The 24,186-nt window shown below is 54.2% G+C and carries 23 protein-coding genes; 12 read left to right on the plus strand and 11 right to left on the minus strand.

Annotated features, from left to right (window positions below; translation table 11 throughout):
* The 4 genes from FFS57_RS09215 to FFS57_RS09230 all read left to right on the plus strand — a co-directional run.
* Positions 1–1,149, plus strand: a 1,149-nt coding sequence (locus tag FFS57_RS09215) for an RHS repeat domain-containing protein (protein WP_137937498.1), incomplete at its 5' end; no start/stop codon positions are given.
* 284 nt (positions 1,150–1,433) lie between these two features.
* The gene (locus tag FFS57_RS09220; RefSeq protein WP_137937499.1) at positions 1,434–2,042 is read left to right on the plus strand and encodes a hypothetical protein; all 609 of its coding nucleotides are present in this window, start codon (positions 1,434–1,436) and stop codon (positions 2,040–2,042) included.
* A 629-nt stretch (positions 2,043–2,671) separates the two neighbouring features.
* Entirely contained in the window at positions 2,672–3,355 is a 684-nt protein-coding gene (locus FFS57_RS09225) for a substrate-binding periplasmic protein (RefSeq protein ID WP_171013780.1), read from the plus strand.
* A 326-nt stretch (positions 3,356–3,681) separates the two neighbouring features.
* Entirely contained in the window at positions 3,682–4,431 is a 750-nt protein-coding gene (locus FFS57_RS09230) for a substrate-binding periplasmic protein (protein ID WP_171013782.1), read from the plus strand.
* A gap of 4 nt (positions 4,432–4,435) precedes the next feature.
* Here FFS57_RS09230 and FFS57_RS09235 read toward each other — a convergent pair whose 3' ends face one another.
* Positions 4,436–6,436, minus strand: coding sequence for a neutral/alkaline ceramidase (locus FFS57_RS09235; protein WP_171013783.1), 2,001 nt, complete (start codon positions 6,434–6,436; stop codon positions 4,436–4,438).
* Positions 6,437–7,008: 572 nt separating this feature from the next.
* Here FFS57_RS09235 and FFS57_RS09240 point away from each other — a divergent pair.
* Positions 7,009–8,244: a choice-of-anchor Q domain-containing protein gene (locus FFS57_RS09240; RefSeq protein WP_137937503.1), complete on the plus strand. Its 1,236-nt coding sequence runs from the start codon at positions 7,009–7,011 to the stop codon at positions 8,242–8,244.
* A gap of 44 nt (positions 8,245–8,288) precedes the next feature.
* Here the strand turns inward: FFS57_RS09240 and mnhG are convergent, their stop codons facing one another.
* The 7 genes from mnhG to FFS57_RS09275 are packed head-to-tail and all read right to left on the minus strand — an operon-like array spanning position 8,289 to position 14,771.
* Positions 8,289–8,612, minus strand: coding sequence for a monovalent cation/H(+) antiporter subunit G (gene mnhG, locus FFS57_RS09245; protein WP_137937504.1), 324 nt, complete (start codon positions 8,610–8,612; stop codon positions 8,289–8,291).
* 3 nt (positions 8,613–8,615) lie between these two features.
* Positions 8,616–8,885: a K+/H+ antiporter subunit F gene (locus tag FFS57_RS09250; protein WP_137937505.1), complete on the minus strand. Its 270-nt coding sequence runs from the start codon at positions 8,883–8,885 to the stop codon at positions 8,616–8,618.
* On the minus strand, positions 8,879–9,370 hold the full coding sequence (locus FFS57_RS09255; protein ID WP_137937506.1) for a Na+/H+ antiporter subunit E: 492 nt from the start codon (positions 9,368–9,370) through the stop codon (positions 8,879–8,881). The genes FFS57_RS09250 and FFS57_RS09255 overlap by 7 nt, the downstream gene beginning before the upstream one ends.
* Entirely contained in the window at positions 9,360–10,883 is a 1,524-nt protein-coding gene (locus FFS57_RS09260) for a monovalent cation/H+ antiporter subunit D (RefSeq protein ID WP_249383954.1), read from the minus strand. Before FFS57_RS09260 ends, FFS57_RS09255 begins: the two co-directional genes overlap by 11 nt.
* Complete coding sequence (locus FFS57_RS09265) at positions 10,880–11,209, minus strand: Na+/H+ antiporter subunit C (RefSeq protein WP_137937507.1); 330 nt, start codon at positions 11,207–11,209, stop codon at positions 10,880–10,882. The genes FFS57_RS09260 and FFS57_RS09265 overlap by 4 nt, the downstream gene beginning before the upstream one ends.
* Entirely contained in the window at positions 11,209–13,962 is a 2,754-nt protein-coding gene (locus FFS57_RS09270; protein WP_137937508.1) for a monovalent cation/H+ antiporter subunit A, read from the minus strand. Before FFS57_RS09270 ends, FFS57_RS09265 begins: the two co-directional genes overlap by 1 nt.
* A gap of 26 nt (positions 13,963–13,988) precedes the next feature.
* Positions 13,989–14,771 (minus strand): TatD family hydrolase, encoded by a 783-nt coding sequence (locus FFS57_RS09275; RefSeq protein WP_137937509.1) that lies wholly within the window; start codon positions 14,769–14,771, stop codon positions 13,989–13,991.
* 255 nt (positions 14,772–15,026) lie between these two features.
* Here FFS57_RS09275 and FFS57_RS09280 point away from each other — a divergent pair, with 255 nt between their 5' ends.
* From FFS57_RS09280 to FFS57_RS09290, 3 genes are all read left to right on the plus strand, one after another.
* Positions 15,027–15,479 (plus strand): DUF2147 domain-containing protein, encoded by a 453-nt coding sequence (locus FFS57_RS09280; RefSeq protein WP_137937510.1) that lies wholly within the window; start codon positions 15,027–15,029, stop codon positions 15,477–15,479.
* Positions 15,480–15,651: 172 nt separating this feature from the next.
* Positions 15,652–16,101, plus strand: a complete 450-nt coding sequence (locus tag FFS57_RS09285) for a DUF2147 domain-containing protein (protein ID WP_137937511.1) — start codon at positions 15,652–15,654, stop codon at positions 16,099–16,101.
* A 108-nt stretch (positions 16,102–16,209) separates the two neighbouring features.
* Complete coding sequence (locus FFS57_RS09290; protein ID WP_137937512.1) at positions 16,210–16,743, plus strand: SRPBCC family protein; 534 nt, start codon at positions 16,210–16,212, stop codon at positions 16,741–16,743.
* A gap of 50 nt (positions 16,744–16,793) precedes the next feature.
* On the opposite strand, the gene FFS57_RS09295 is transcribed toward FFS57_RS09290, so the two are convergent.
* Positions 16,794–17,492: a substrate-binding periplasmic protein gene (locus FFS57_RS09295; RefSeq protein WP_171013785.1), complete on the minus strand. Its 699-nt coding sequence runs from the start codon at positions 17,490–17,492 to the stop codon at positions 16,794–16,796.
* A gap of 108 nt (positions 17,493–17,600) precedes the next feature.
* On the minus strand, positions 17,601–18,365 hold the full coding sequence (locus tag FFS57_RS09300) for a hypothetical protein (protein WP_137937514.1): 765 nt from the start codon (positions 18,363–18,365) through the stop codon (positions 17,601–17,603).
* An 83-nt stretch (positions 18,366–18,448) separates the two neighbouring features.
* Between FFS57_RS09300 and creB the strand changes: the two genes are divergently transcribed.
* The 4 genes from creB to FFS57_RS09320 all read left to right on the plus strand — a co-directional run bounded on the left by creB (position 18,449) and on the right by FFS57_RS09320 (position 22,694).
* Entirely contained in the window at positions 18,449–19,129 is a 681-nt protein-coding gene (gene creB / locus FFS57_RS09305; RefSeq protein WP_137937515.1) for a two-component system response regulator CreB, read from the plus strand.
* An 11-nt stretch (positions 19,130–19,140) separates the two neighbouring features.
* On the plus strand, positions 19,141–20,583 hold the full coding sequence (gene creC, locus FFS57_RS09310; RefSeq protein WP_502705907.1) for a two-component system sensor histidine kinase CreC: 1,443 nt from the start codon (positions 19,141–19,143) through the stop codon (positions 20,581–20,583).
* 230 nt (positions 20,584–20,813) lie between these two features.
* The gene (locus FFS57_RS09315) at positions 20,814–21,722 is read left to right on the plus strand and encodes a LysR substrate-binding domain-containing protein (RefSeq protein ID WP_137937517.1); all 909 of its coding nucleotides are present in this window, start codon (positions 20,814–20,816) and stop codon (positions 21,720–21,722) included.
* A 114-nt stretch (positions 21,723–21,836) separates the two neighbouring features.
* Positions 21,837–22,694 carry an NAD(P)-binding domain-containing protein gene (locus FFS57_RS09320; protein WP_137937518.1) on the plus strand — a complete coding sequence of 286 codons (858 nt, stop codon included), beginning with the start codon at positions 21,837–21,839 and terminating at the stop codon, positions 22,692–22,694.
* 51 nt (positions 22,695–22,745) lie between these two features.
* Here the strand turns inward: FFS57_RS09320 and FFS57_RS09325 are convergent, their stop codons facing one another.
* Entirely contained in the window at positions 22,746–23,735 is a 990-nt protein-coding gene (locus FFS57_RS09325; protein ID WP_137937519.1) for a DUF1700 domain-containing protein, read from the minus strand.
* Between the last annotated feature and the right edge of the window lie 451 nt (positions 23,736–24,186).

The following is a 24,186-nucleotide window of genomic DNA, read 5'->3' on the forward strand; positions in this document are numbered from 1 at the left end:
AGCATCGGTACCTCCGTTCGCTATGCGTATGATGCTGAGGGTAATCGCGTCAGCCAGACGGTGAATGGTTCTGCCAAGACCAGCTGGTTGGTCGATGCGAATCGTGATTATGCACAGGTATTAGAGGAACAAGACCCGACAGGTAAGGCGACACACTTTACCTATGGCAATGACCTGATATATCAGCAAACGCAAGCCCAGAAGGCCTATTTCCATTATGACGGTCTGGGCAGCACCCGTCTGCTGACATCTGACACGGGTTCGGTCACCGATACCTATGCTTACGATGCCTGGGGTTTACGCCTCAACAAGACTGGCAACACAAACAATACCTATCTCTTTGGTGGCGAGCAGCATGATGCTCAGCTCGGCATGTACTACTTGCGTGCCCGGTACCTTAACCCGGAAACCGGACGGTTTGTCAGTCAAGACACCCATGCCGGGAATCTGGCAAACCCGATTACGCTCCATGACTATTTGTATGCCAACGGTGATCCAGTCGGAAACATCGATCCCACCGGTAAATTCTCGATGGGATCCATTGGCGTCACAATGGCCATTGGTGGCACATTAAATGTGGCCATCAACTGGCAAGCCAACGCTTCGATGGAGCGCATTGCCACCAACTTTATCGTAGGCGCAGCTGAGGGCGTCATCTTTGGTGGTGTATTCAATCTTGGTGCCAAGCTTGTCAAATTTGGCAAGTTCGCCAAATTCAGCAAAAACCTTGAGAACTTAGCCATTCTCAAGCGCGTCGGGATCAGCGGTGCTTTGTTACCCGGTCGGCATGTGCTGGGTGAGCGGATGGTCATGAATGTGGGCGGTGAAACGGTGTTGCTCAAATCAACCGCCCTAGGCAAAGGTGCAGCCAAACATTTGCAGGAACTGCTTGGTCGAGCGCCCACTGCAGGCCAAACAACATTCGCCGAGGCGTTGATGTTGCAAGAGGTTGAAGCGGCAGTACATGTTGCCATGCGTGAAGGGCTGGTCGATACAGCGGTCATGAACGCCATTCATATGCATGGGTATGGTGCCAAGGCTATCGCAACTATTGTGCAAACCCCTGGGTTTACTTGGGAAATGAAGGCAGAGCTGGCCGTGGAAGCTGGAAAACGGGTGATTAAGATCTTCCACCTCCAACCGCTCTAGTCAACCGTAGCATTGCCGACGAAGTACCCGCCTTCAAGCATGGAATGGTCGGTTCGTCGTCGACCAAAACGCTGGCAGATGATCGGAAATGTGTGTTACAAGGTCGCAGTGTAATCACATCCCGCATCTGCCAGTTTGCTTTGCGGTCATTGACGGTCCTGTCAACAGCAATTCTTGACAGTACGGTGAGCTGTTCTGATTGAAAGCTTTCTGTGCTTACACGTGGCGGCGCGCTTGTCGGTCAGTCGTTTTGAGTCAACACATTACTTTTTCACGGTAAGGTCATGAGTCATTTCTCTTATCCAAAAGTCAGTCAGTGGCATGGTATGGCCGGTAAATTTGTATATGGCATCGACCACGAGGCCTCGCCAACACCAACCTTCATCCTGCATCAGGAAGCAGTCAACGTGCATGGCAATTATTACTTCGTCCTGCAGCACAACGAAGGCTTGGGTGCCACAACTGAAGATCAAATTCTGAGCGAGGGGGGCGAAATCGAGCTTTGCTTCTCTCGCACTGGCGAAAACCTGGAGTCTATCGAATTGTCGATAGGTAGGCGTTTTGCACAGTTGCTCAGCCCTTGGGATGCCAACGAACCGCTGGCCCTTCAGGATGACTCATTCATATCTGGCGGTATTGAGGCCGATTACTGGGCACCTGATCAGGTCAAACGTGGATACATGCGCGCCGCCAGCGGTCGAGTCAGAGTGTATTTGTATGATGGGAATCTGTGTGTTTTGTGGGGTGATACCCCGATGGTTGGATGTGGTGTTGCGGGCAACGACCATGTCGCATTGTATGTAAATGAACACAACGCACTTACCGGATTTGTCGTGCAGCATATTGAAGCGTCTACTTACCAAGCACTACTACAGATTAATGCCGGATACTAATTCAACTTTGTCACCTTCCCTCCCCGCCCCCGTTGGCAGCGGCAAGCCTTGTCTGGCCTAAGCTGAAACGGCTACCTGCAACCGTCGGACATAGCGTTCGGCAATACACCGAACCCGCTCGGCATGGTCGGAGACAGACGGTCGCGCGAAGGGCTACCACGTCCTTATTCGATGACAAGCGGCGGATATCGCCCAAGGCCTGCCGTTCCTTCGTCTGGGACATCCGGGCCATTGTCATCAAGCTCATGTTCTGATGCCCGTGACAACAGAACAGGTGGTAGATTCAACGTGGCGGGCATTAAGCAAGAAATGCTGATCCAGCCAGGTCAGGCCTGTAGCCAGCAGACTGAAAATACCACTGACGTATTGAAGCCATCGTCAATGACAACCTAAAAAATCTCATTTGAAACAATACCCTAAAGGGAGTTCAGCAAAGTAGAGCCAGGACTTGGCCTGATTGCTATCACTGCCGCATGGTACAGTCATCATGAAACACATTCATCGAGATCAGATTACCCTATAGTGAATACACACGTATGTTCGGGTCAGCTGGCATGAATTTCCCTCACTCATTTGCCTGCCGGTTCCAGCGCGCATGCCTGATGGGATGCCTTGGGATCGGATTGAGCATGTCTGTTCAGGCTGGCGAAATGTTGCAATTGACCACTGAAGATTTGCCACCGTATAACATCCCCACCGCAGACGGACGCAACATTGCTGGTATTGTCGGTGAGAAAGTAATGGAAATCATGCGGCGAGCCAATATCGAGTATACGCTGGAGATCGCCACCTGGCAGCGGGCCTACAATTTGGCCCTGACACAACCCAACACCTGCGTATTCGCCACTACTCGCATTGAGGAACGGGAGGCGCTGTTCAAATGGGTAGGCCCCATGGCCACCACTGAATGGGTTGTGATCGGGCGCAATAACAGCCCACCCATCAACCAGCTGGAAGACCTGAAAGAAATACCGATTGCCGGTTATCGCAGTGATGCCTCCGCCATTTATCTGACCAGCCATCAATACAATGTGGTCACCGCTACCAGCCCAGATGTATGCCTGCGAAATCTGGTATTGGGTCGCATCGATTATTGGGTGGCAGGCCGCTTATCCTCATCGCAAATAATCAGGCGGCAAAATGCGGAAGACAAGGTAAAGGTTTTGTTGGCCTTCAATCGCCGCTATCTCTACTTGGCCTGCAACCCGGCGGTACCCAATCAATTGATTGAGACAATGCAGAATGTCTGGAAAAGCATGGAAGCCGATGGCACGTTACGCCAGATTGATCAGCGATACATGCAACAACCCTGAACGTTCACGTCACCAGGGCAGACGACCTGCACCCAGTGCTCGCCCGTTGGTTCTCATGAGCGGGGACAGCGCAGGGCCATTGGCAAAGATTGCCCAGACGTTTCTGATGAATATTGAACCGCTCCAAGTAACAACAGGCTGATCAAACCATGTGGTATACCCTATATTAATTGTGACTGACAAAATTCAACACAGCGACAGGGGCAGGATGTCCCACCGCAGGTAGTGCAAGGGTACGGTAAGGCGACACAATGCAGTATCAGGCAAATTGTTAGCCACGCTAAAACAGACGCGACATTTTGATGTAGGAACACATGGCTGCTGGCATGTCTTTGTACCGCACACGTCGTCTTGTGCCATATCTGTTGCTGCTGAGCATGGCGTTTATCGGCAGCGGAACAAGCTATGCTGACTTTCTACGACTGACCACCGAATACCTTGATCCGTACAATGTGCCGACTGCCGATGGCCGTTCGGCAACTGGTATTGTAGGTGATAAGGTGTCTGAACTGATGCGGCGGGCCGGCATTGATTACACACTGGAAGCGGTTTCCTGGCAACGTGCCTATAATCTGGCCCAGGTACAACCCGATACTTGCGTGTTTGGCACAGCCCGAATTACAGAACGCGAAACACTGTTCAAATGGATCGGGCCGTTGGCTACCACCGAATGGGTCATTATCGGTCGGTATGACAGCCCTCCGGTCCGGCGCCTTGAAGACCTGAAAAATACGCCCATTGCTGGCTATCGTAGTGACGCCGTTGCTACCCATTTGGCCAACCAACAGTACAAAATCGTGACCGCAACCAACGGTGAGGTCTGCCTGCGCAATCTGCTAGCTGGACGCATCGACTATTGGGCTGCCGGCCGGCTGTCGTCACCGCAGATCATCAAACGATTGCAAGCCCAGAGCCAAGTCAAAGTTCTGTTTTCCTTCAATCGACAAGAATTGTATTTGGCCTGCAACCTGGACGTCCCGATCAAAGTGATCGACGCCTTGCAGGCTGCCTACAAAAGCATGGAAACGGACGGTACACTACGGCAGATTGATCAGCGCTATCCTTCGCTGCCCTAGGCTGTCATTGCACCGAAAAACTGCGGCTGACGCCGGCAAACGGGTAGATCCTCCCTGTCCAGCCATTCTTGTAGTCACCGTAATGCACGATCCGATAAGTACCGGCATTGGCCGAGACAGGAATATCCCAACTGATCAATGCCTTAGAAGTACCCCACACCGGGTCAATGCGTACCCAGCGATAAATCGTTGACCAGTCACCATCTCTCGCGACCTCTTGCCATTGATTGCCAGTCCATTGCTGCACGGACAGGAATGTCCCATTACGGTGAAGATGGTTTTTCGGATGACCAGTCCAAAAGGCCACATTCACCCGTGTACCCCGCAGATAAGCTGCATCTGGCTGCTGATCGGCTTGTCCAAAGCTTTTGCCGATGGGCGTATTGTCCAGCACCACCCCCGTCTGAAACGACATCTGATTGCTGGTCAGATCACGGGGTGTTGGGCCAGGTGTTACCGGAACCCCAAGTCGCATGGCCGTCGCCAAGTTGAAATAGGCCTGCTGATAGGCTGGCAGCGTCCATTTGCCGAAATGGGTGGAACCCCCTTCATAATGCTGGGCCTCATATTCTTCCGGAGTGGTGACATATCCAGCGTAGGCATTGGCATAGCCGTTGAACACTACATGGCGTACGCTACCGCCCAGGGCCATCAGTACAGTTTCACGGATACGTCGACCGGCCATGATGGTGAACTCGGCCGGGCCGGCAACAATGGCCAGCTGGCCAATGCGCAAAATGGATACTGGCAACACTTCCGGTGTCCATGGGAATGGCCGTTGCATACCAGTTGCCAGTAATATCGGCTTGGGTGCGTGGCATTCATGTACCCACGGCGGCGCCGGGATGATCACCCCGCCCAGAAACTGGAAAAACGGATTCCCTTTCAAATCGCCCTCCTCGAATCCATCCATACCCCGCCCGTCTTCTGTCCCCGCAGCAAAAGCCGTCCCCAGTGCAGCAGGACAAGTCCGACGTGTTTCCCCGTCAGTGAACAACGGGGCAACATTCACGTTGGAGAAATCTGCAAACTGCTGGCGGTAATCGATTGGGCCGACCAGAAGCTCCCGCGCAGCCTGATGAATCGACAGTGCCTTCTGTAGCTGTCGTTCGCCAATCAAGCGTGTGTTATCGAATTCATTATGGGTCGGGCCGTTACCATCCAGATTCAAATTCGGTGTCATATCCCCAGCATTGGTCTGTGCAAATGCGGACACAAAATCCTCATCACTGTCGTAGCGCACGCCTTTCAGATCATGCTCCCAACGCCATGCCGCATAGCCTTTGTTGTCTGGACTGATCAGGCGGTTACTGTTTTTCATCGATACCCCATGGGTAGCAAACCAGCTGATGGCACCGACATCCGTTTCACCTCTGGAAAATTTCAGCACCGTCATGTCTGGATCAATGTGATGACCCCACTTGGCACGCTCCGAGGCCGGATTGCGTTCATAGGCAGTCAAGGATCGATTGTTGCTGGCATCCAGCAGCTCACCTTGCCCAATACGGATTTGACCCGGCTTCATATTTCGATGCGCCTTGTCGATTGCTTCGACAATCCCGGCCACAATGGCATCGAACGTTGTTTTGTTGAAACCCAGGCTGGTGAAATTATACAAAGCATAATGCGAGAACCCGCCAGGGCCGCCATGGGTATGTGTCGCAGCCAGCACCACGTTTTCCGCGCTGTACAAAGCACCATACTTTGCGGTCAGGCGACTGATCACCGCCTGCTGAATGCTTTGAAAGACCATGCCCAGATCCGTGTTGACGAATACCACCCGTTTACCCGTGGCTGGGTCCCCAACAATGAAGGCCCGTGCACGTTGCCGCATATGAATACCTGCCGCCACCTGATCCGATTTGGCATAACCCATCATGCCGACCTCGGCCGCCTCCCCGGTAATGTCGGCCATGCCTCGGCCAACCAGATAACTATCGGCAACCACCCAGCTGGTCCAGCACATCCATGGCGCCACCAGCATTACCCGAACCATGCGCTTCATAGAGCCTCCTTGCATTCATAACAAAGTTATCATTCAAACCTCCGTAACTTCATAGTACTTTGATTTCTATGGAATACCAGGTCGATATCACATTCAACCGGCCAGCCAGTGTGGCGGCAATATATGCAAGCGGCCCCCCTCGCCCGCCGTCATTGTTCCCAGTCCAGCCCCAATACCGTGCGAACTGGACAAATAAAATGCTCTTATGGCACATGACCGGACGTGAGGACCGCTTCCGGCTGATCTGTTGTTCCCCCATTTCCATTTGGTCTCGCCAGCCGAAGCGCCCAGTTCGTTCTACCCACCTGCCTGTAACCGGTACATCTACCAAACATCATCATCAACGCACCATCAATTGAATCAAATCATTAAATTATGGCGGCCCCGTACATTCACAAAATCGAAATTAATAATTAATAGAAAATTGAACAGCACATAAAACCTTGCTCAAACACCACCAAAATCATTATTTACATTGACTCTCAAATAAACAATCTGGAATTATATTGACATTTCAAGAATTCGAAAAACTTGAAATATCACGATCAAATCATTTTTTTGGAATATTGCTTATGCGTGCTGCAATTCCCCGATCCAATCACACCATGCTTGCCACTGCCATTGCCCTGATCACGCTCCCCGCCATGTCATGGGCCAAGCTCTATACCGTCACCAGTCCCAATGACGCTGGCCAGGGAACCTTGCGTACCATCCTCCAGCAAATTCCCACAGAATCTCAAGGCAATGAAATCATTTTCAATTTACCGGATCACAGTCGGGTAATTCATTTGACCAGCGGAGAAATCCTGCTCAACAAATCCGTCCGCATCGATGGCGGCAAACAAGGCATCACATTGAATGCCAATGGAAAAAGCCGTGTTATTCAAATCACCCAGAACAAAGTCGTCACCCTCGCAAACCTGACAATCACCAAAGGCTATCTCCATAATTACATTGCTGATAGCGATATGGGCAAAACCGTCTTTGGCGCAGGGATTCTCAACTACGGTGTACTGACACTGGATCACGTGTTGATCAAAGACAATTGGCTTATTGCCGATATGCGCCCCAACCTGAAAAGCGCACCGCGAAAGGCAGCTGCTGCACTGGATGGTTTCAATCTGGGCAATCTGGAAGGTGGCGGCGGTATCTGCAATAAGCCAGGTGCAACCCTGCATATCATGAACAGCACCCTGAACAACAATGGGATCGCGGTTGCGTCAGGATTTGGTGGTGGCGTGCAGAATGCAGGCAATATGATCATCCAGAACAGTGCCATTCTGGACAATAGTTTAAGTGCTGCAGTCGGTTGGGGAGGTGGTATAGCAAACGTTGGTCAAGCTGCCATCATCAATTCAACCATTGCTCAAAACTACGTCGGCTCCAGTGGATGGGGATTCAACTATGGCTCCGGCCTCTATAATGGTTTCGGTGGAAAGCTCAGTGTTTCCTATTCGACAATCAAACACAATCTGCGTGGCGATGAAATGGGCAATAGCCACGTCGACTGGCAACAGCTGTTCAATGATACCGAGCATTCACCAGCCGGCCAGGCCTGGCTGAATCACACGGTGTGGGAACATGCCGATCGCAAGTTCTTTGTTGACTTGGGCAATAATTACTTGGGTTCCGACGCCAAACTTGGCCCACTCACTGACAATGGAGGCCCAACCCTCACCTTCCAACCACTGCCTGGCAGCCCACTGATTGATGCAGGCAAGACCAACTGCACGATGTTCGTCGATCAACGCGGCATGCCACGTTCCCCCAAGGGACGTTGTGATATTGGTGCAGTTGAAGTGAAGTAAGGATGGATACCCGGCCTGGACGCACCTTCCAGGCCGGGTTGGTTTTATTCCTGCGTCGATGGCGGGATGGCGTGGGCCGATTTGGGATCATGCCCATGCTGTGAGCGCATCGCCACCCGCCCCAGCAAATGGGCCGATACAGGTGCGGTGAGGAATAGAAACATTGTAATCAGCAGCTCATGCAGCCCGGGCTGGGTCGGCCAGAAATGTAGAATGGATGCCACCAACAGGCATGCCAGCCCCAATGTACTCGTCTTGGTGGGGGCATGCAGCCGGGTCAAGGTGTCGGGTAGCAGAACCAATCCCAACGAGCCAATCAATGTCAGCACCGCACCTGCCAGCGCCAATATGGCAATCAATATATCCATGCTCTACTCCATGACCCGCTTGTGCAAGAGAAAACGCGCCAGCGCCACGGTTCCGATAAAACCCAGCAACGCAATCAACATGCCCACCTCAAAATAGCTTTTATCCGACCACGCCATACCCAACAGCACGATCAACGCAATGGCATTCAGATAAAGCGTATCCAGCGACAATACGCGATCAACCGCAGCCGGGCCGCGTAACAAACGCCAGAAAGCCAACATGAACGCCAGCAGCACCATGCCGATTGCCAGCCACAATGCCCAGTTCAACATCCAAAAATCTCCTTCAGTGGCTGCTCATAACGTTGCTTGATGCCTTGAATGACGGCCAATGAATCGGTGGTATGCAATACATGTACGATCAGGCGACGGGCCTCGGCGTCTGCTTCGATGGTGACAGTGCCAGGTGTCAGCGTCACCATGGCCCCTAACATCACCGCCACCAACGGCTCATTGGTATCCAAAGGTACATGGATCAGCTCCGATTTCAACCGTCGAGATTCGAACAACACCTGCCGGGCGACCTGCAGATTGGCCACGCCAATATCCCACATGAATACCAACCACAATCTGATGGCCAGCAGGGGTTTACGCAACCGGATGGTGCCAGCTTGCCGAAAACGCCCAAGGCACACTGGCAACAGCAGTGCCAAAATGCCCCCCAGTACCAGTTGACCAGCACTCATGCTGCTGTTGACCAGCAACCAGGCCATCAACAACGCCGCACTCAGTGGCAGGTTGAGCCATTTACGAGCCATTCGCGACACCCCCTTCCAGTCCCAATGCACGCCAATACAAGGCCGGCTGCAACAACTGATCCGCAGTGCGCAGGCAATAATCCCCAATCGCCCCGGCACCAACCGTCAAAGCCACCAACAGCACCAACAGCACCCCCATCGGCAGCCATTCTGCCATGACCAGCCGGCCATCACGATGGATCATAGTGTCGTCTGTGGTTTTCCAGAACAACACACTGCCAGCACGGACCAAACCGATGAGTGTCAGCAGGCTTGCCACCAGCACGCCACCCCATATCCAGCCCCGGCTTTCCGGCCCCACTGCCGACAACAGCCATGCTTTGGACAAAAAACCGGCGAACGGTGGCAAGCCAGCCGCCATCATGCCAGCAAGCAAAAAACCTGCTCCTGCCAAGGCTGCATGGGGCACACGTGGTGCAGGCACCAGCGCATCCCCTACCGTACCGCGCCCTGTCTGAAACCAGTCTGCCGCCAGATAGAACAACGCAGCTACCCAGGTACTGTGCGGCAAATAGAATAAGGCTGCTGCCAGGCCTGCCTGGTTACCCAACACCAGCCCAATCAGCAAGGTACCGACCGAGCCCACCACCAGCCCTCCAGCAATAGCTCGCAGATTACGGCCCCCCAATACCGCCAAGGCCCCCAGCAACAAGGTCAGCAACGCCAACGGCACCAACCATGGGGACAATAGATTGGCCAATGGCCCAGCCTCAACACCAAACAACAATGTATACACACGAAACATTGCATACACACCAACCTTGGTCATCACGGCAAACAGCGCCGCCACCGGCCCGCTGGCCGACTCATAAGTACCGGACAACCACAGTTGCATTGGCGCTAGTGCGGCCTTCAAGGCAAACACCACGAACAGCAGCATGCCGGCCACACGAATCAGCATCCAGCGGCTTTCATCCACCACCACAATTCGCCGGGCCAGGTCCGCCAGGTTGAGTGAGCCCAACACCCCATAGAACAGGCTGGCTGCAATCAGAAACAATGCCGAACCCAACAAGTTGATGGTGACATAGGCAAAACCACGCCCAATCCGATGCTCGCCGTCACCATGCAGCAACAAGCCATATGAGGCCGCCAGCATCACCTCGAAAAAGACGAACAGATTGAACAGATCCCCAGTCAGGAAGGCCCCATTCAAGCCCATCATCTGCAACAACCATAAACTGTGAAAATGCCGACCGCGCAGATCCCAATCCCGAACCCAGGCATAGACAAAACACAGGCAGGACAGCAAAGCGGTGGTCAGCAACATCAGTGCAGACAGGCGATCCAGCACCAGCGCAATACCAAACGGTGCAGGCCAGCTGCCAGCCATATAGGACCAGATCATGTCGCTTTCTGCCCACCACACCAGCACCACCGTCACGGCAGCCAGCAAGGTGTTGCCAACCAGTACCAGCAAACGCTTCAGCCATACCCTGTCCCCTGCCAGCATGCAGCTGCAGGCCAGCAATAACGGCAGCAACACAGGCACAATCAAGACATGCTGAATCATCGCCCATCCTTTACGTCGACCAGGTCAGTACGGCTGACAAAGCGCTTGCGTACAGCCAGGGCCAACAACAATGCTGTCATGGCAAAGCCGATGACGATGGCGGTCAGGACCAGTGCCGGTGGCAAGGGGTCGGCATAGTGGGTTACACCATCACGGATCAAAGGTGGTGCACCTGGGTGCAAGCGCCCCATGCCAAAAATGAACAGGTTGACCGCATAAGACAGCAAGGTCAGCCCCAATACCACGTCAAAACTGCGTGGTCGCAGGCTCAAATAGATGCCGCAGGCGGTCAATACCGCCACACCGGCTGCAAACAACAACTCCATCAGTGATGTCCCTCCTGCGGGTCTTGGGTTGCGGCCAGTCGTGTCAACATGGCCATGGTGGCGCCGACCACCACCAGATAGACGCCCAGATCAAACAACGCTGCACTGGCCCACTCCAGCTCGCCCAACCAGCCCAGGTCGAGATGACCATGGCCACTGGTCAGGAAATTCTTGTCGAACAGCCAGCTGCCCAGCCCTGTCCCCACGGCCACCAGTAACCCCAACGCCGACAGTCGACGACCGCTGACCGGCATATGGCGCGCGGCCCAACCGCTGCCATAGGCAATATGCTGAACGAGCAGACCTGCAGCCGTTACCAATCCGGCCACAAAACCACCGCCAGGTGCCTGATGGCCGCGCAGATACAGGTAAGCCGACATCAACAGGGCAAATGGCAGGATCAGCCGTGCCATGGTCGCCAGTAACAGCGAATCCGGCTTGGCGGGTTGAGGGACCGCCGCGTAATCATCCAACAACTTCACCAACAGCAAACCGGCAATCGCCAGCACGGTGATTTCACCCAGAGTATCGAAGCCACGGAAATCCACCAGGATCACGTTCACCACATTGGCCCCCCCGCCCAACGGCAATGCATGTTCCAGGTAAAAGCCAGACAGCGAGTCCTGTGGTGATTGCAATACCGAGTACAGCACCAGGAACACTCCAGCCCCAGCAATCAGCGCCAATACAGCATCTCGCAATCGGGGCCACCAGGGCTCGGGCTGGGCATCCGTAGGCACTGGCAACCAACGTAAGGCCAAGAGCAGCAGGACAGTACTGGCTATCTCCACCGCCAGTTGTGTCAAAGCCAAGTCGGGCGATGCGAATTGCACAAAACTCAACACAACAGTCAGACCGACAACCGCCAGCATCAACATGGCAAGCAAACGACGATGACGCAGCCAGACTGTCAGCAAACCAGCCACGGTCATCATCAAGGTCAACCCGATCAACCCAGGATCATCGGGCCAACCTGCCCAATCCGGCAACCGGCGCGGTGCGTCATAGGCCCACCATGGCAACAGCCCAGCCAGCAACGTCAGTACGACAATCCAGCGCAGCAATGGCCGTAGCTGCTCATCTGTACTCAACTGCGTCAGCCAACGGGCCAGCCGGATCAGCTCATCCATCGCTGTGGCGAAGGTACGACTACCCAAATGAACCGGCATGCGACGCTCAAACATGCCCAACGGATGCATGAACCGGTAGATCAACAACCCCACCACCAGTGCAGCCATGCTCATCGCCAATGGGGTCGTCCAGCCATGCCAGATCGCCAATTCAAACGATGGGATCGTCTCCCCGATCACACTTGGCAGCGCCAGCCTCAGTAAGGTGTCCACCGTGTATTGCGGCGCCATGCCCACAGCCACGCACAGCAACACCAGCAATTCGACCGGGATACGCATCCAGCGTGGGGGTTCGTGTGGTACCCGTGGCAACTCAGCCACCGGCCTGGCAAAGAACACCAGGTGCACAAAACGCACCGAATAGGCCACACTCAATGCGGTAGCCAGCCAGGCCAATGCTGGCAGCAGCCAGGTCGTGCCCAGCGGTTGGGCCGCCAATGCCTGGGCGTAAAACATTTCCTTGCTCAGGAAACCATTCAATAACGGCACACCAGCCATTGAGGCAGCCGCCACGGTGCCCAACACCGTTGTCACCGGCATGAAACGGTACAGGCCTCGTAATACCCGCATGTCTCGCGTGCCAGTCTCATGATCGATAATACCTGCCGTCATGAATAGGCCTGCCTTGAAGATGGCATGGTTGATGATATGGAACACCCCGGCAATGGCAGCCTCAGGAGTATCCAGCCCAAACAGCAGCGTGATCAGGCCAAGGTGGCTGATGGTGGAATAGGCCAGTAGCCCTTTCAGGTCATCCCGATACAGCGCGCAATACGCCCCGACCAGCAATGTCGCCAAGCCCACCGGGGCCACCATCGAAAACCACCAATCGTTGCCCCCCAGCGCTGGATACAACCGGGCCAGCAAGAACACACCCGCCTTGACCATGGTGGCCGAATGCAGGTAGGCCGATACAGGGGTGGGTGCCGCCATGGCTTGCGGCAACCAGAAATGGAAAGGGAATTGTGCAGACTTGGTGAATGCCCCCAGCAAAATCAACCCCAACGCCAATGGGAACCAGGGATCAGCCTGGATTTGCGCCCGGGCGGCGATGACCGCGTGCAAATCGAAACTGCCGACGATGTCACCCAATAGCAGGAAACCGGCAAACATAGCCAGCCCACCCGCACCAGTCACGGTCAATGCCATGCGCGCACCAATCCGCGCCTGACGGCCTTCGTGCCAAAAACCGATCAGCAAGAAAGAACTTAGACTGGTCAGCTCCCAAAACACCATCAATAGCAGCAGGTTATCCGACCACACCACGCCCAGCATGGCCCCCATGAACAACAGCAAATAGCTGTAGAAACGTGGCAAGGAATCGGCCCGGCTCAGGTAATACCGGGCATACACCACGACCAGCAGGCCGATGGCCGCAATCAGCAAGCCAAACAGGTAGCCCAGCCCGTCCAGACTGAGCGAAAACCGCAGGCCCAGTGCTGGCAACCAGCGATGGCTATAGCTGATATCCAGCCCCGGCCAGGGTGCATGCCACACTAACCAGCCCAACAGTCCGGCGCACACCGCGCCGGCCAGCCAAGCAGGCAAACGCAGCCCCAAGCGACCACTGAACGGCAATAACACCGCCACTGCAAATGGTAATAAAAGCATCAATGCAAGCATGGATCCGCTCAACACCTTTTCAAGAATCAATGGGAAATCAGCACGGCATCCACCAACTGTGGCAATACCTGGCATGCGTTGGCGTATGTCATGCGAATCACCGCATCACGTGTCGTACCACGCAAAGCCGCCAATTCATCGGCAATTTGGGGCAGATAGGCAGGTGTATTACGCTGCTTGTAAGCCCAGGCTGGCGAAATGTCCGGCGCGTCGGTTTCCAGTACGATCGCGTCGTCAGGCAAGGTTGCCGCCAGTTCACGAATACGCAAAGCGCGTTCGAAGGTCATCGCACCGCCAAATCCCAACTTGAAACCCAGCTTCAGGAATTCGTCCGCCTGTTGCCGGCTACCGTTGAAAGCATGCGCGATGCCGGATCGGACACCGGTTTTTCGCAAATGTTTCAAAATCAGATCCTGACTTTTGCGAATATGTAACAAAACAGGCAACTCGAAATCCCTGGCCAGCTTCAATTGTTCGGCCAATAGCCATTCCTGTCGTGCCATATCCAGCCCTGGCACAAAGCCATCCAGTCCAACCTCGCCAATGGCTGCGGGTTGATGCTGTACCACCCATTCCCGCAACGTGGCCAGATGGGCATCACGGTGTTGGTCGATATAGATGGGATGCAATCCAAACGCAAGTACACAGCCATGGTGCTGTCTCATGTCCAGGGTGCTGGCAAAATTGAACACCCCTACCGCAGGCACCACCACCCCGCTCACGCCCGCCGCACAAGATGCAGCAATCACCTCATCCCGGTCGGTATCAAATTCGGGTGCATCCAGATGACAATGTGTGTCGATCAACATGACAAAGCCTATCGGGCAGATGAACAGAGTTTGATTATCCCAATTTCAGGCTGGTTGCGGGCTGCCAATCGGCCTTTCCTTGCAATGAGTATTTGCTCTAAACCATCTTGACGCGATTCGGCCAGGCCCCTAACATCAGTGCGAATGTCGTTCAACACACTGATACCTCAGAAAATCATCTATTGTATTCAGCAACAATCCCGCAACCGGGCCACGGCCCATCCGAGATCAGCCATAAATAGAAGGAGCGCTCACATGACCCATTTCCTGACCCGCACACTGGTCGCCATCATCACAACTGGTCTGGCGGGCCTCACGTTGGCAAATACTGATTCGCCTGTCGGCAAATGGAAAACCATTGACGACAAAACCGGCAAACCACGTGGTGTTGTTGAAATCACAGAGCAAAACGGCATATTGACCGGCCGCATCATCGGCAACTTCCCCAAGCCCGGTGAACCGGAAAACCCAGTCTGCGAAAAATGTGACGGTGATAAAAAAGGTAAACCGATCATTGGCCTGGTGTTTCTGGAAGGCTTGAAGAAAAACGGCAACGAATACACGGATGGAAAAATCCTCGACCCAGAAAACGGCAATGTGTATAGCTCGAAGCTGAAAGTTCTCGATGGTGGCAAAAAAATCGAAGTCCGTGGTTTTATTGGTATTTCGTTATTAGGCCGCAGCCAGACCTGGGTCCGTGAGGAATAACGCACTATGGCACAGCCAATGTCATTGAACAGTCCGGGCCACATCGATCTCGGCCCGGACAAATTCACATATTGAAATGAGCTGTCACCCAATTTGGCACACTCTGTCACATTGGCCTCCCAGATGTCATGCCATACTGGCAAGCCAATCACTTCACCAAAGGCCACCAGACATGTTCCGATCCAGCCCTGCTGCAGCGATCTTGTTGTTCTTCACCACGTCTATTCAAGCCGCTGACCTTAGCAGCCCGGTTGGCATTTGGCAGACAGTTGATGACAAAACCGGCAAGCAAGATGGCCTGGTACAGATCTGGGAAGAACGTGGTGAACTGAAAGGAAAGATCCTGAAGATTGTACCGATCAAACCTGAGGATGATCCCAATGCCATATGTGACGCCTGCCCAGGTCAGCTGAAAGGCCAACCGATTACAGGTTTGACGTTTATGTGGGGGCTGAAAAAAGATGGGGATCGCTATCAGAATGGAGAAATTCTGGACCCGGAGGATGGCGCCGTTTACAAGGCGAGCCTGACATTGAAGGATGGCGGCAAGAAGCTGGATGTCAGAGGGTTTGTCGGCCTATCGGTGTTCGGCCGCACCCAGACCTGGATTCGTGAACCATAAGGTATCCCGCCAGATCATTTCCAGCCATCAATCACCTGCATTTCAACTTGCATGCAAGTCAACCTGACGCTATCTTTCGCCGCATTCCAATTCCCCAGGAGATAAGCCATGGCTTTGTTGAAGACAATGCTGCTGATGCTGATTGGCATGATTGTGCTGTTGTTGTTGGGCAGCATGCTGATTCCCAGCCAGTATCACGTACAGCGGAGCCTTGAGATCAACGCCCCTGCCGAACGTGTATTTTCATTGCTGAATGCCCCCAAAGAGTGGAAACACTGGACAGTCTGGAATCAACGTGATCCAGCCATGCTCATCACCTATACAGGACCGGAAAGTGGTGTTGGAGCAAAATGGGCGTGGATCAGCCGTACCGAAGGTAATGGCGAAATGACGTTCACCCAATCAGAGCCAAGCAAGCTGGTCGCCTATGAACTGGTATTCCCGGATTTCGGCAGTAGCTCCAAAGGCCAACTCAAGCTGGAACGTACTGGTACAGGTACCAAGGTGATCTGGACGAATGATGGAGATGTCGGCAGCAATCCGCTCATGCGCTATCTGGTGTTGGTCATGGATAGCCTGATCGGGCCAGATTTCGAACAGGGTCTGACCAACCTGAAAAAACGCGCGGAATCGGCGACCTGAGGTCACATAGAATCTGGCGTGCCAGACAAGCCATCTCAATCGTTACCAGATCAAGGGGCTAGATACCGACGATCAATCACTGTGAAGGTACCATCAGCCCGCATCATTTCCAATATCTGGTTCAGGCGGTAGACCAGTTCAACGGATGTACTGAGGTGGCAGGCCAGATAAAGATCGGTTTTGCCAAACACCAGCAACGGTCGGATCTTATCGTTCAGGCCACGCTCGGTCAGCAGGGCCTCTGCTCGCGGGCGAGCCGAGGCCCAGTAAGCCAACCGGCCGTTCATCAATTTGCCTGGATTGACCGAATCCTCATTGACAGATTCGACTTTGTACCCATGTGAAATCAGCCAGCTCGAGATCACGTCTCCAAGATAACCGCCAATGACACGATTTCCGACCGCATCCAACGAATCGACCGGCGGGGAATCGGTTTTGCCATATAGCACCCATTCAGTCGCGGCAATCGGCCCCACCCAGCGAAACAAGCGCTCACGATCCTCCACCCGCGCGGTGGAAAACACACAGTATCCATCCCGTTGCTTGGCATATTGGTAAGCCCGCGCCCAGGGCATCAGATCAAGCGTGTAATCGACATCGGCGCGGCGCATCAGCTCCACCACCTTGTCGGTAGAGGCACCGACGATATTGCCGTTTACCGGCATGTTGTTGGGTGGATCGTTTTCTGTCACCAGATTCAACAACGCTGCCATGGACAACTGGCCGTACATCCAAACGGCTGCCCCCAACAGCAGACGCCTGATCAAATGGCTCGTTTGCAATGTGGGCACCCTCCGGCGAAACCTCTCACCAGTATAGTCAACCCAATGACAGACAAGTAACAACTCAGCGACTGCTTACTGTTGCCAGTGAATCTCTTTCGCCGTAGCAGGGCCCACCAGCACTTCTGCCAAGCTGTCCGGAATGCGAGCCTTGCCTTCACTTATTGCAATGCGACCAGCCATGATTTCGGCTTGCTGTTGCGGAAAACGTGGCTCACGGATTGGCTCGGCAAAGCCATCCGGGTACATCGGCAGGCCGTTTGCATCGTATTTGTCGGTAGCACCCAGGGTATGCAGCATTTCATGGGCAATCACCATATTATTGCTACCCGCCATACTGCGATCGGCGAACACATTCACCACACCCAGCAAGCCTTTCTCCAAACCCAGTGAATGGGCCAATACCGCACTGGTCGCTGAATCATGATACAGCACGAACAAGCGGATATCGGGCTTGCCACCCTTAACCTCATCGTGTCGCCATGCCCACCAGCGCAATTGCAAGCTCCACATCATGGTCGACAGCAGATTGCCGCTCGTAGGCCTGGCCGGCGGCAATACATTCACCGATGGCCCCAAACGAACCCGTACTGGTTCCGCCTGGCCCAACTGGTACCGGTCTGCTTCCAATTGCATGAATACGCCGATCGGTGCGAAGGTATCGTCAGACAAATCTGCAATGTAACGCCGGCTCACCTCACTGCCATCGGCATTAATGGGATAGACCACCACCCGCAACGGCTCTTTCCAATCCGTTGCCCGCCATTTGCTCAATACAGTGGCCAAGGCTACGTTGACGAGAATGAATAGCAAAATGAGGATACGCAGAGCTTTGAACATGGCAAGTAGACGATCAACAGTGTGCAACCGCACAAACCGTGCATGATACTATTGCCGCTGCCTGATAGTTAACTCCATCCACCATGCAACGTATTCTGCTGATCGAAGACGAAGCGGCCATTGCCGATACCATTGTCTATGCCATGAAACGCGACGGATTCGACTGTATCTGGCATAGCCTGGGGCGAGATGGTCTAGCCTACTTCGATGCACATGGCGCAGACCTGGTCATCCTGGATGTCGGCCTGCCCGATGGCAATGGCTTCGAGTTCTGCAAATCGTTACGGCAACATAGCGATGTGCCGGTGATGTTTCTGACTGCGCGTAATGAGGAAATCGATCGGATCGTTGGCCTGGAGATCGGTGCCGATGATTACGTCGTCAAACCCTTCAGCCCGCGCGAGCTGGTGGCGCGCGTCAAGGCCATCCTGAAACGCATCCGCTCCAACGTCAATACCCCGGTCAGCCATGGCTTCGAAATGAACGAAACCCAGGCCCGCATTCTGCTGCACGGTCAGCCACTGGACCTGACCCGCTACGAATACCTGCTGCTGAAAACCCTGCTCAGCCGCCCAGCGGCCGTATTCAGCCGTGCCCAATTGATGGACCTGATCTGGACCGATGCGGAAAACAGTCTGGAGCGTACTGTCGATGCCCATATCAAAACCGTGCGTGCCAAAATTCGCCTGATCGATACCAACTGCGACCCAATCGAAACCCATCGTGGCATGGGTTATAGCTTCACATGGCCACGCCGCGGTTGATCCCTTGGCCTTTGCGGGTTCGGGCGCGCTTCTTCCTAGCCTTTTTCCTCGTGGTGGGCATTGCCGTTTGGGCATTGCTGGAGACCTTCTCAGATGAGTTGCGCCCCGCGTTGTTACAATCTGCCGAAGAAACCATGATAGACAGTGCCAACCTGCTGGCCGATATGGCCAAGGAAGACCTGGAGAACGGCACCCTGCAGGATGGCCGCTTTGCGCAAGCGGTAGATCAGTTCCTCAACCGGCGCTTTGATGCCGAAATCTGGGGCGTGCACAAACTGACACCCAATCACCGCATCTATGTGACAAACGACAAGGGTATCGTCCTGTTCGATTCAGCCCGTCTGGCGGTGGGACAGGACTACTCTCAGTGGCGCGACGTATATTACACACTGCGTGGTCAATATGGCGCCCGCTCCACCCGTACCAATCCCGACGATCCTGCCAGCAGCACCATGTTTGTGGCTGCACCGGTACTGGATGAAGGCCGCATCATCGGCGTGCTCAGCCTGGGCAAACCCTCCAACAGTATCGATCCATTTCTGGATCGCAGCACACGCAAGCTCAGACTGGCAGGTCTGATCGTGGTGGTGGTCAGCTTGGCGCTGGGGTTTGCGCTGTCATGGTGGCTGGCCCGGGCGTTCAGCCAGTTGGCCGATTACGCCACAGCCGTCAGCCAGGGCAAGCGCGCCGAATTGCCAGACGTTGGCCGCGGCGAATTGGGTGAACTGGCGCATGCCGTTGAAACCATGCGACAAGAGCTGGAAGGCAAGCAATATGTCGAACACTATGTGCATACCCTAACGCACGAGATGAAAAGCCCGCTAGCCGCCATCAAGGGCGCAGCGGAGCTGATTGACGCTGACATGACAGCTGACCAGCAACAACGTTTTCTCAACCATATTCATCGCGAAGCGGATTTTCTGCAGCAATTGATCGAGCGATTGCTGGATCTTGCGGTACTGGAAAAACGACAAAGTCTGCGTGAAACCGTCGAAGTCGATCTGACCGAATTGGTCCGGCAGGTCACGGCCGACAAGCAGCCACTGCTAGCCAGCAAGCAATTGACCTGCGACATCAATATACCGGTACGTCTGCCAATCATGGGTGAGCCTTTTCTGTTACGCCAATGCTTGTCCAACTTGCTCGACAATGCCATGGCATTCAGCCCGACAGGTGGCCATCTGCAATGGCAGGGCCAACTGGATCAAGATGGCTTGCAGCTCAGTCTACAAGACCAGGGCAGCGGCATCCCCGACTATGCTCTGCCACGGGTATTCGAACGCTTTTACTCCCTACCCCGCCCTGATGGCAGCCGTAAAAGCAGTGGCCTGGGCTTGAGTTTCGTGCAGCAAGCGATTGTATTACATGGTGGCCAGATTACTTTGCGTAACCTTCCTGAAGGTGGTGCCTGCGCCAGTCTGACCTTTCCACATCAAGTGGGGATCGGGCTGTAACAGCCAGCGCCACTGTCAATATCGCGGACACGTTCTCGACCCGAGCAAACGGATAAGCCACTGGCCACCACATCCTCACTGTGATCGATCGGGTCACATGGCACGCACCACTTCTGATTATCCGAACATGCCCACACTAGCGTGGCAGCCCGGCAATGACTATGATGCAAGGAACAAACATGCAACGGCCACAGGCCTTGCCCTACATAAGACAATCGATTTTTCCGAACATGCGAATTTCCCTTGACGCGCTACTGGTGCTGGATGCCATTGAACGACGCGGTAGTTTTGCCGCAGCGGCAGACGAGCTGTATCGCGTTCCATCTGCGATTACTTATGCGGTACAAAAGCTGGAACAGGATCTCGATCTGCAGATCTTCGATCGATCTGGGCATCGGGCGAAACTCACCCCAGCCGGAACGGAGTTGCTGCGGGAAGGAAGGCAATTGCTGGATGCCGCCAATATGCTTGAATGCCGCGTCAAACGGATTGCTACCGGCTGGGAAACCGAACTGCGCATTGCTTTGACCGATCTGATCGAGCCAAGCCGACTGTTCCCGATAATTCGTGCATTTGACCAGTCTGGTGGCGCCACCCGGATTCGTATCGCTTCCGAAGTGTTCGGTGGCGTCTGGGATGCATTGGTCTCGGGGCGGGCTGACATTGCCATCGGTGCTGTCGACGATGGCCCTGCCGGCGGCGGTTATGCCACGCGTGAGCTGGGATCAGTACATTTCGAATTTGCAGCAGCCCCCCAACATCCCATCTGCAGAGAGCCTTTGCCACTATCACCAGAAGCAATCCGCCGTTACCGTGCCATTTCTGCCGCTGACAGTTCCCGCAGCCTGTCGCCGCGCACCTCAGGGTTACTGACTGGCCAGGATGTCCTGACTGTACCCAGCATGTGTTTCAAGGCAGAAGCTCAGGCAGCTGGGTTGGGGGTAGGGTTTCTGCCTGCCGGGCTGGCCAAGCGTCTGGCTGCTGCAGGGCGCATTCGCATTCTGGAGGTACAGGAGTCTAAACCACAATCCAAGCTGTATCTGGCTTGGCGGTCGCAACAACCCGGAAAGGCATTGCATTGGTTCTTGCGTCATTTGCAGGATGAAGCGATGATCAATGAATTGCTGCAGGATATCTGACAGCCGTCCCGATCTGCGGGCAAGACCGGTTGACCGGTCAACAATCATTTTCGTCAGCAACCTGCATTTGCGACGGAAGTAAGGGTTTTTCGAGGCGCCCTGATTCCGCCCGACATGCAATCCCTGACCAGCTACGTTATCTGGCCCTCGTTGATGACCTCATCTGTACCGATTCTGCTTTATCACACCACCGACCTGGGCACCTACCTTGCCAAACGGCTGGCGGCCAAAGGCTATCCGATCACTGTCAGCCCGCTGGCCAAGATCGCCAGGTCTGCGATCAAACCTCGTCAACTTTGGATAGAACGTCATCACCGCGATCAACCAGAGCGTACTCTGCCGCTGCTCGATCAATGCCAGGCCGGTGATGTGCTGGTTGAATTCGGTTACGGCGAATTTGTCACTAGTCGCGAGCGGGCTATTACGTTGGCCCAATATGATATCGGTTACATTGATGTAGGCATGGCAGGCAATGTCTGGGGAATAGAATATGGTTTTGCCATGGCAGTCGGCGGTGCCCCCCACTGGTTGGCGCAAGCCGAGGCCGCCCTGAACCTACTTGCACCGTTGCCTAACCGGGGCTGGTTACATGCAGGTGGGCCTGGATGTGGCCATTTTATCCGGCAAATCCATGCGCTATTGGAGCAAACCATGCTGGACAGCCTGAGTCAGTTCTCCAATACATTGGCCAGCCAAACCCCGTTGCCACTGGAGCCAGCCCGACTGAACGAACTATGGCAATACAGCAGCAATCTACGTGATACGCTGCTGTCCCTGGTGGAACGCTTCATGCAGGGCATCGACCCGCCCTATCAGGATTTCCATCATCCCAGCCTCAATCCGGAACAACACCCTCAGGGCTCGCCTGCCAATCAACTGGCTCAAGTCATTCAATTTGCTGCGCACACTTCCCGCGATTTCGAGACCCGTTTGGCGGCAAAAATGCGCTTGGGCGAGCCACCAGCAAGCTGATGGCCTGCCACACTACCCGAATGCATCAGGTATGGATAGCTTACCGAATCATCAGATCGCGGGGCTGCCATTGGCCAGTGCCTCTCCGCGAATGATGGACATATTGAGTTTTGCATATTTCACACAACCGCGGATCAACGAACGGGTCAGCCAGATATTGAGACACAGCCAAACGCTACCACACACGAGGCCAAGCAGCAGTCCCACCCACTTGACCTGCGTTGTGTTCAGTCCATTGATGCCTTTGATGTGAACGGTCGACTCGCCATCATCAATTCGTAAGCTGGAGGCCTGTTGATCTATTCGCCGGTCAATGGCAACCTTCTCACCCTCCCCGCCGGTGATCCGGATCCGCTCATTACCGAACGTGTCACGCTCAATACGCACATGAGCCTTGTCATCGCCCGTCATTTCATCACGTAGCGTTCCTTCCACCTTCAACTGACCATTCGTTTCAATCGTCTCTCGACGCAACAATTCGCCATTCCGCCAATATTCGACTATTTGTCGGCCATTGGCATCGTGATAAGCCCGACGCATAGTTTGACTGTATTGCGTTGCACTCGTCTGATTCTGGCGCGCTCCATCGGCTGTATTGAAGTGGCCGTCCTCAACCATCGCGGTACCCGACCAATCCAACTCTTTGGCAACATCCGGAATCAGGAGCAACCCACACAAAAGCCCCACGGCGATCATGCCCATCGAGCCGATATAGGACAAGGTCAGCAGGAACATGAATACCAGCATGGGGAATGCCAGAAACAGGTTCAGGCTGCCCAATGCAGCAATCGACACCGCCACCCTAAGCAGGTTGTTCATGCTTTTGTGGTCTTTCCATTCCTGAATTCGTTGTTGTGCCAACAGCTCCCGCGCAATCTTTCTGGGGGAACCGAGGCCTTTGGCAACTTCCTCCTCCGTGCGGCCGTTTGCCACGCCATCACGAAAGTATTCGTGATAATCCGCCAGCACGTCGTCCAGCTCCTCCGCTGGTAAAGCAGCCAGCGCCTGCTTCAAAACATTGAAAAATTGCGCCTTGTTCATGCAACCTCCTCGGTTTCTTGAGCCCACATCATTAATTCTGTACGTACCCGCACCATTGCATTCGACATGGCTGATTTCAACAACGGATGACTGTCAAATCATCTGCAAGCGAAATTTCATCAATGTCACATGACAGATGCCATTCGGCATGCAGGATGGGTCTGTTTCAGTCCCCAACAGCAAACACAACAGACGATTCTTACATCGCAGACAACGGGATATCCGACTAAGGTGGACTTGATTTTTCAGTCATGTGGAAGGAGTGTCACAAGAGATTAGCAACGTGATGCAATAGGCTAAACCCAACGCGCTAATATCTCCAAGTTATTAAATAATAATAATATTGTCTTAACCAACTTGGCATACCATTTGCGTCATTCTCTGAGATCAACTATCCACGCACAGGCTGAAAAATATGGGTGCTGCATTGAACTACTAGCAGTGCATTCAA

It is taken from the genome of Chitinivorax sp. B, assembly GCF_005503445.1.
GTDB lineage: Bacteria > Pseudomonadota > Gammaproteobacteria > Burkholderiales > SCOH01 > Chitinivorax.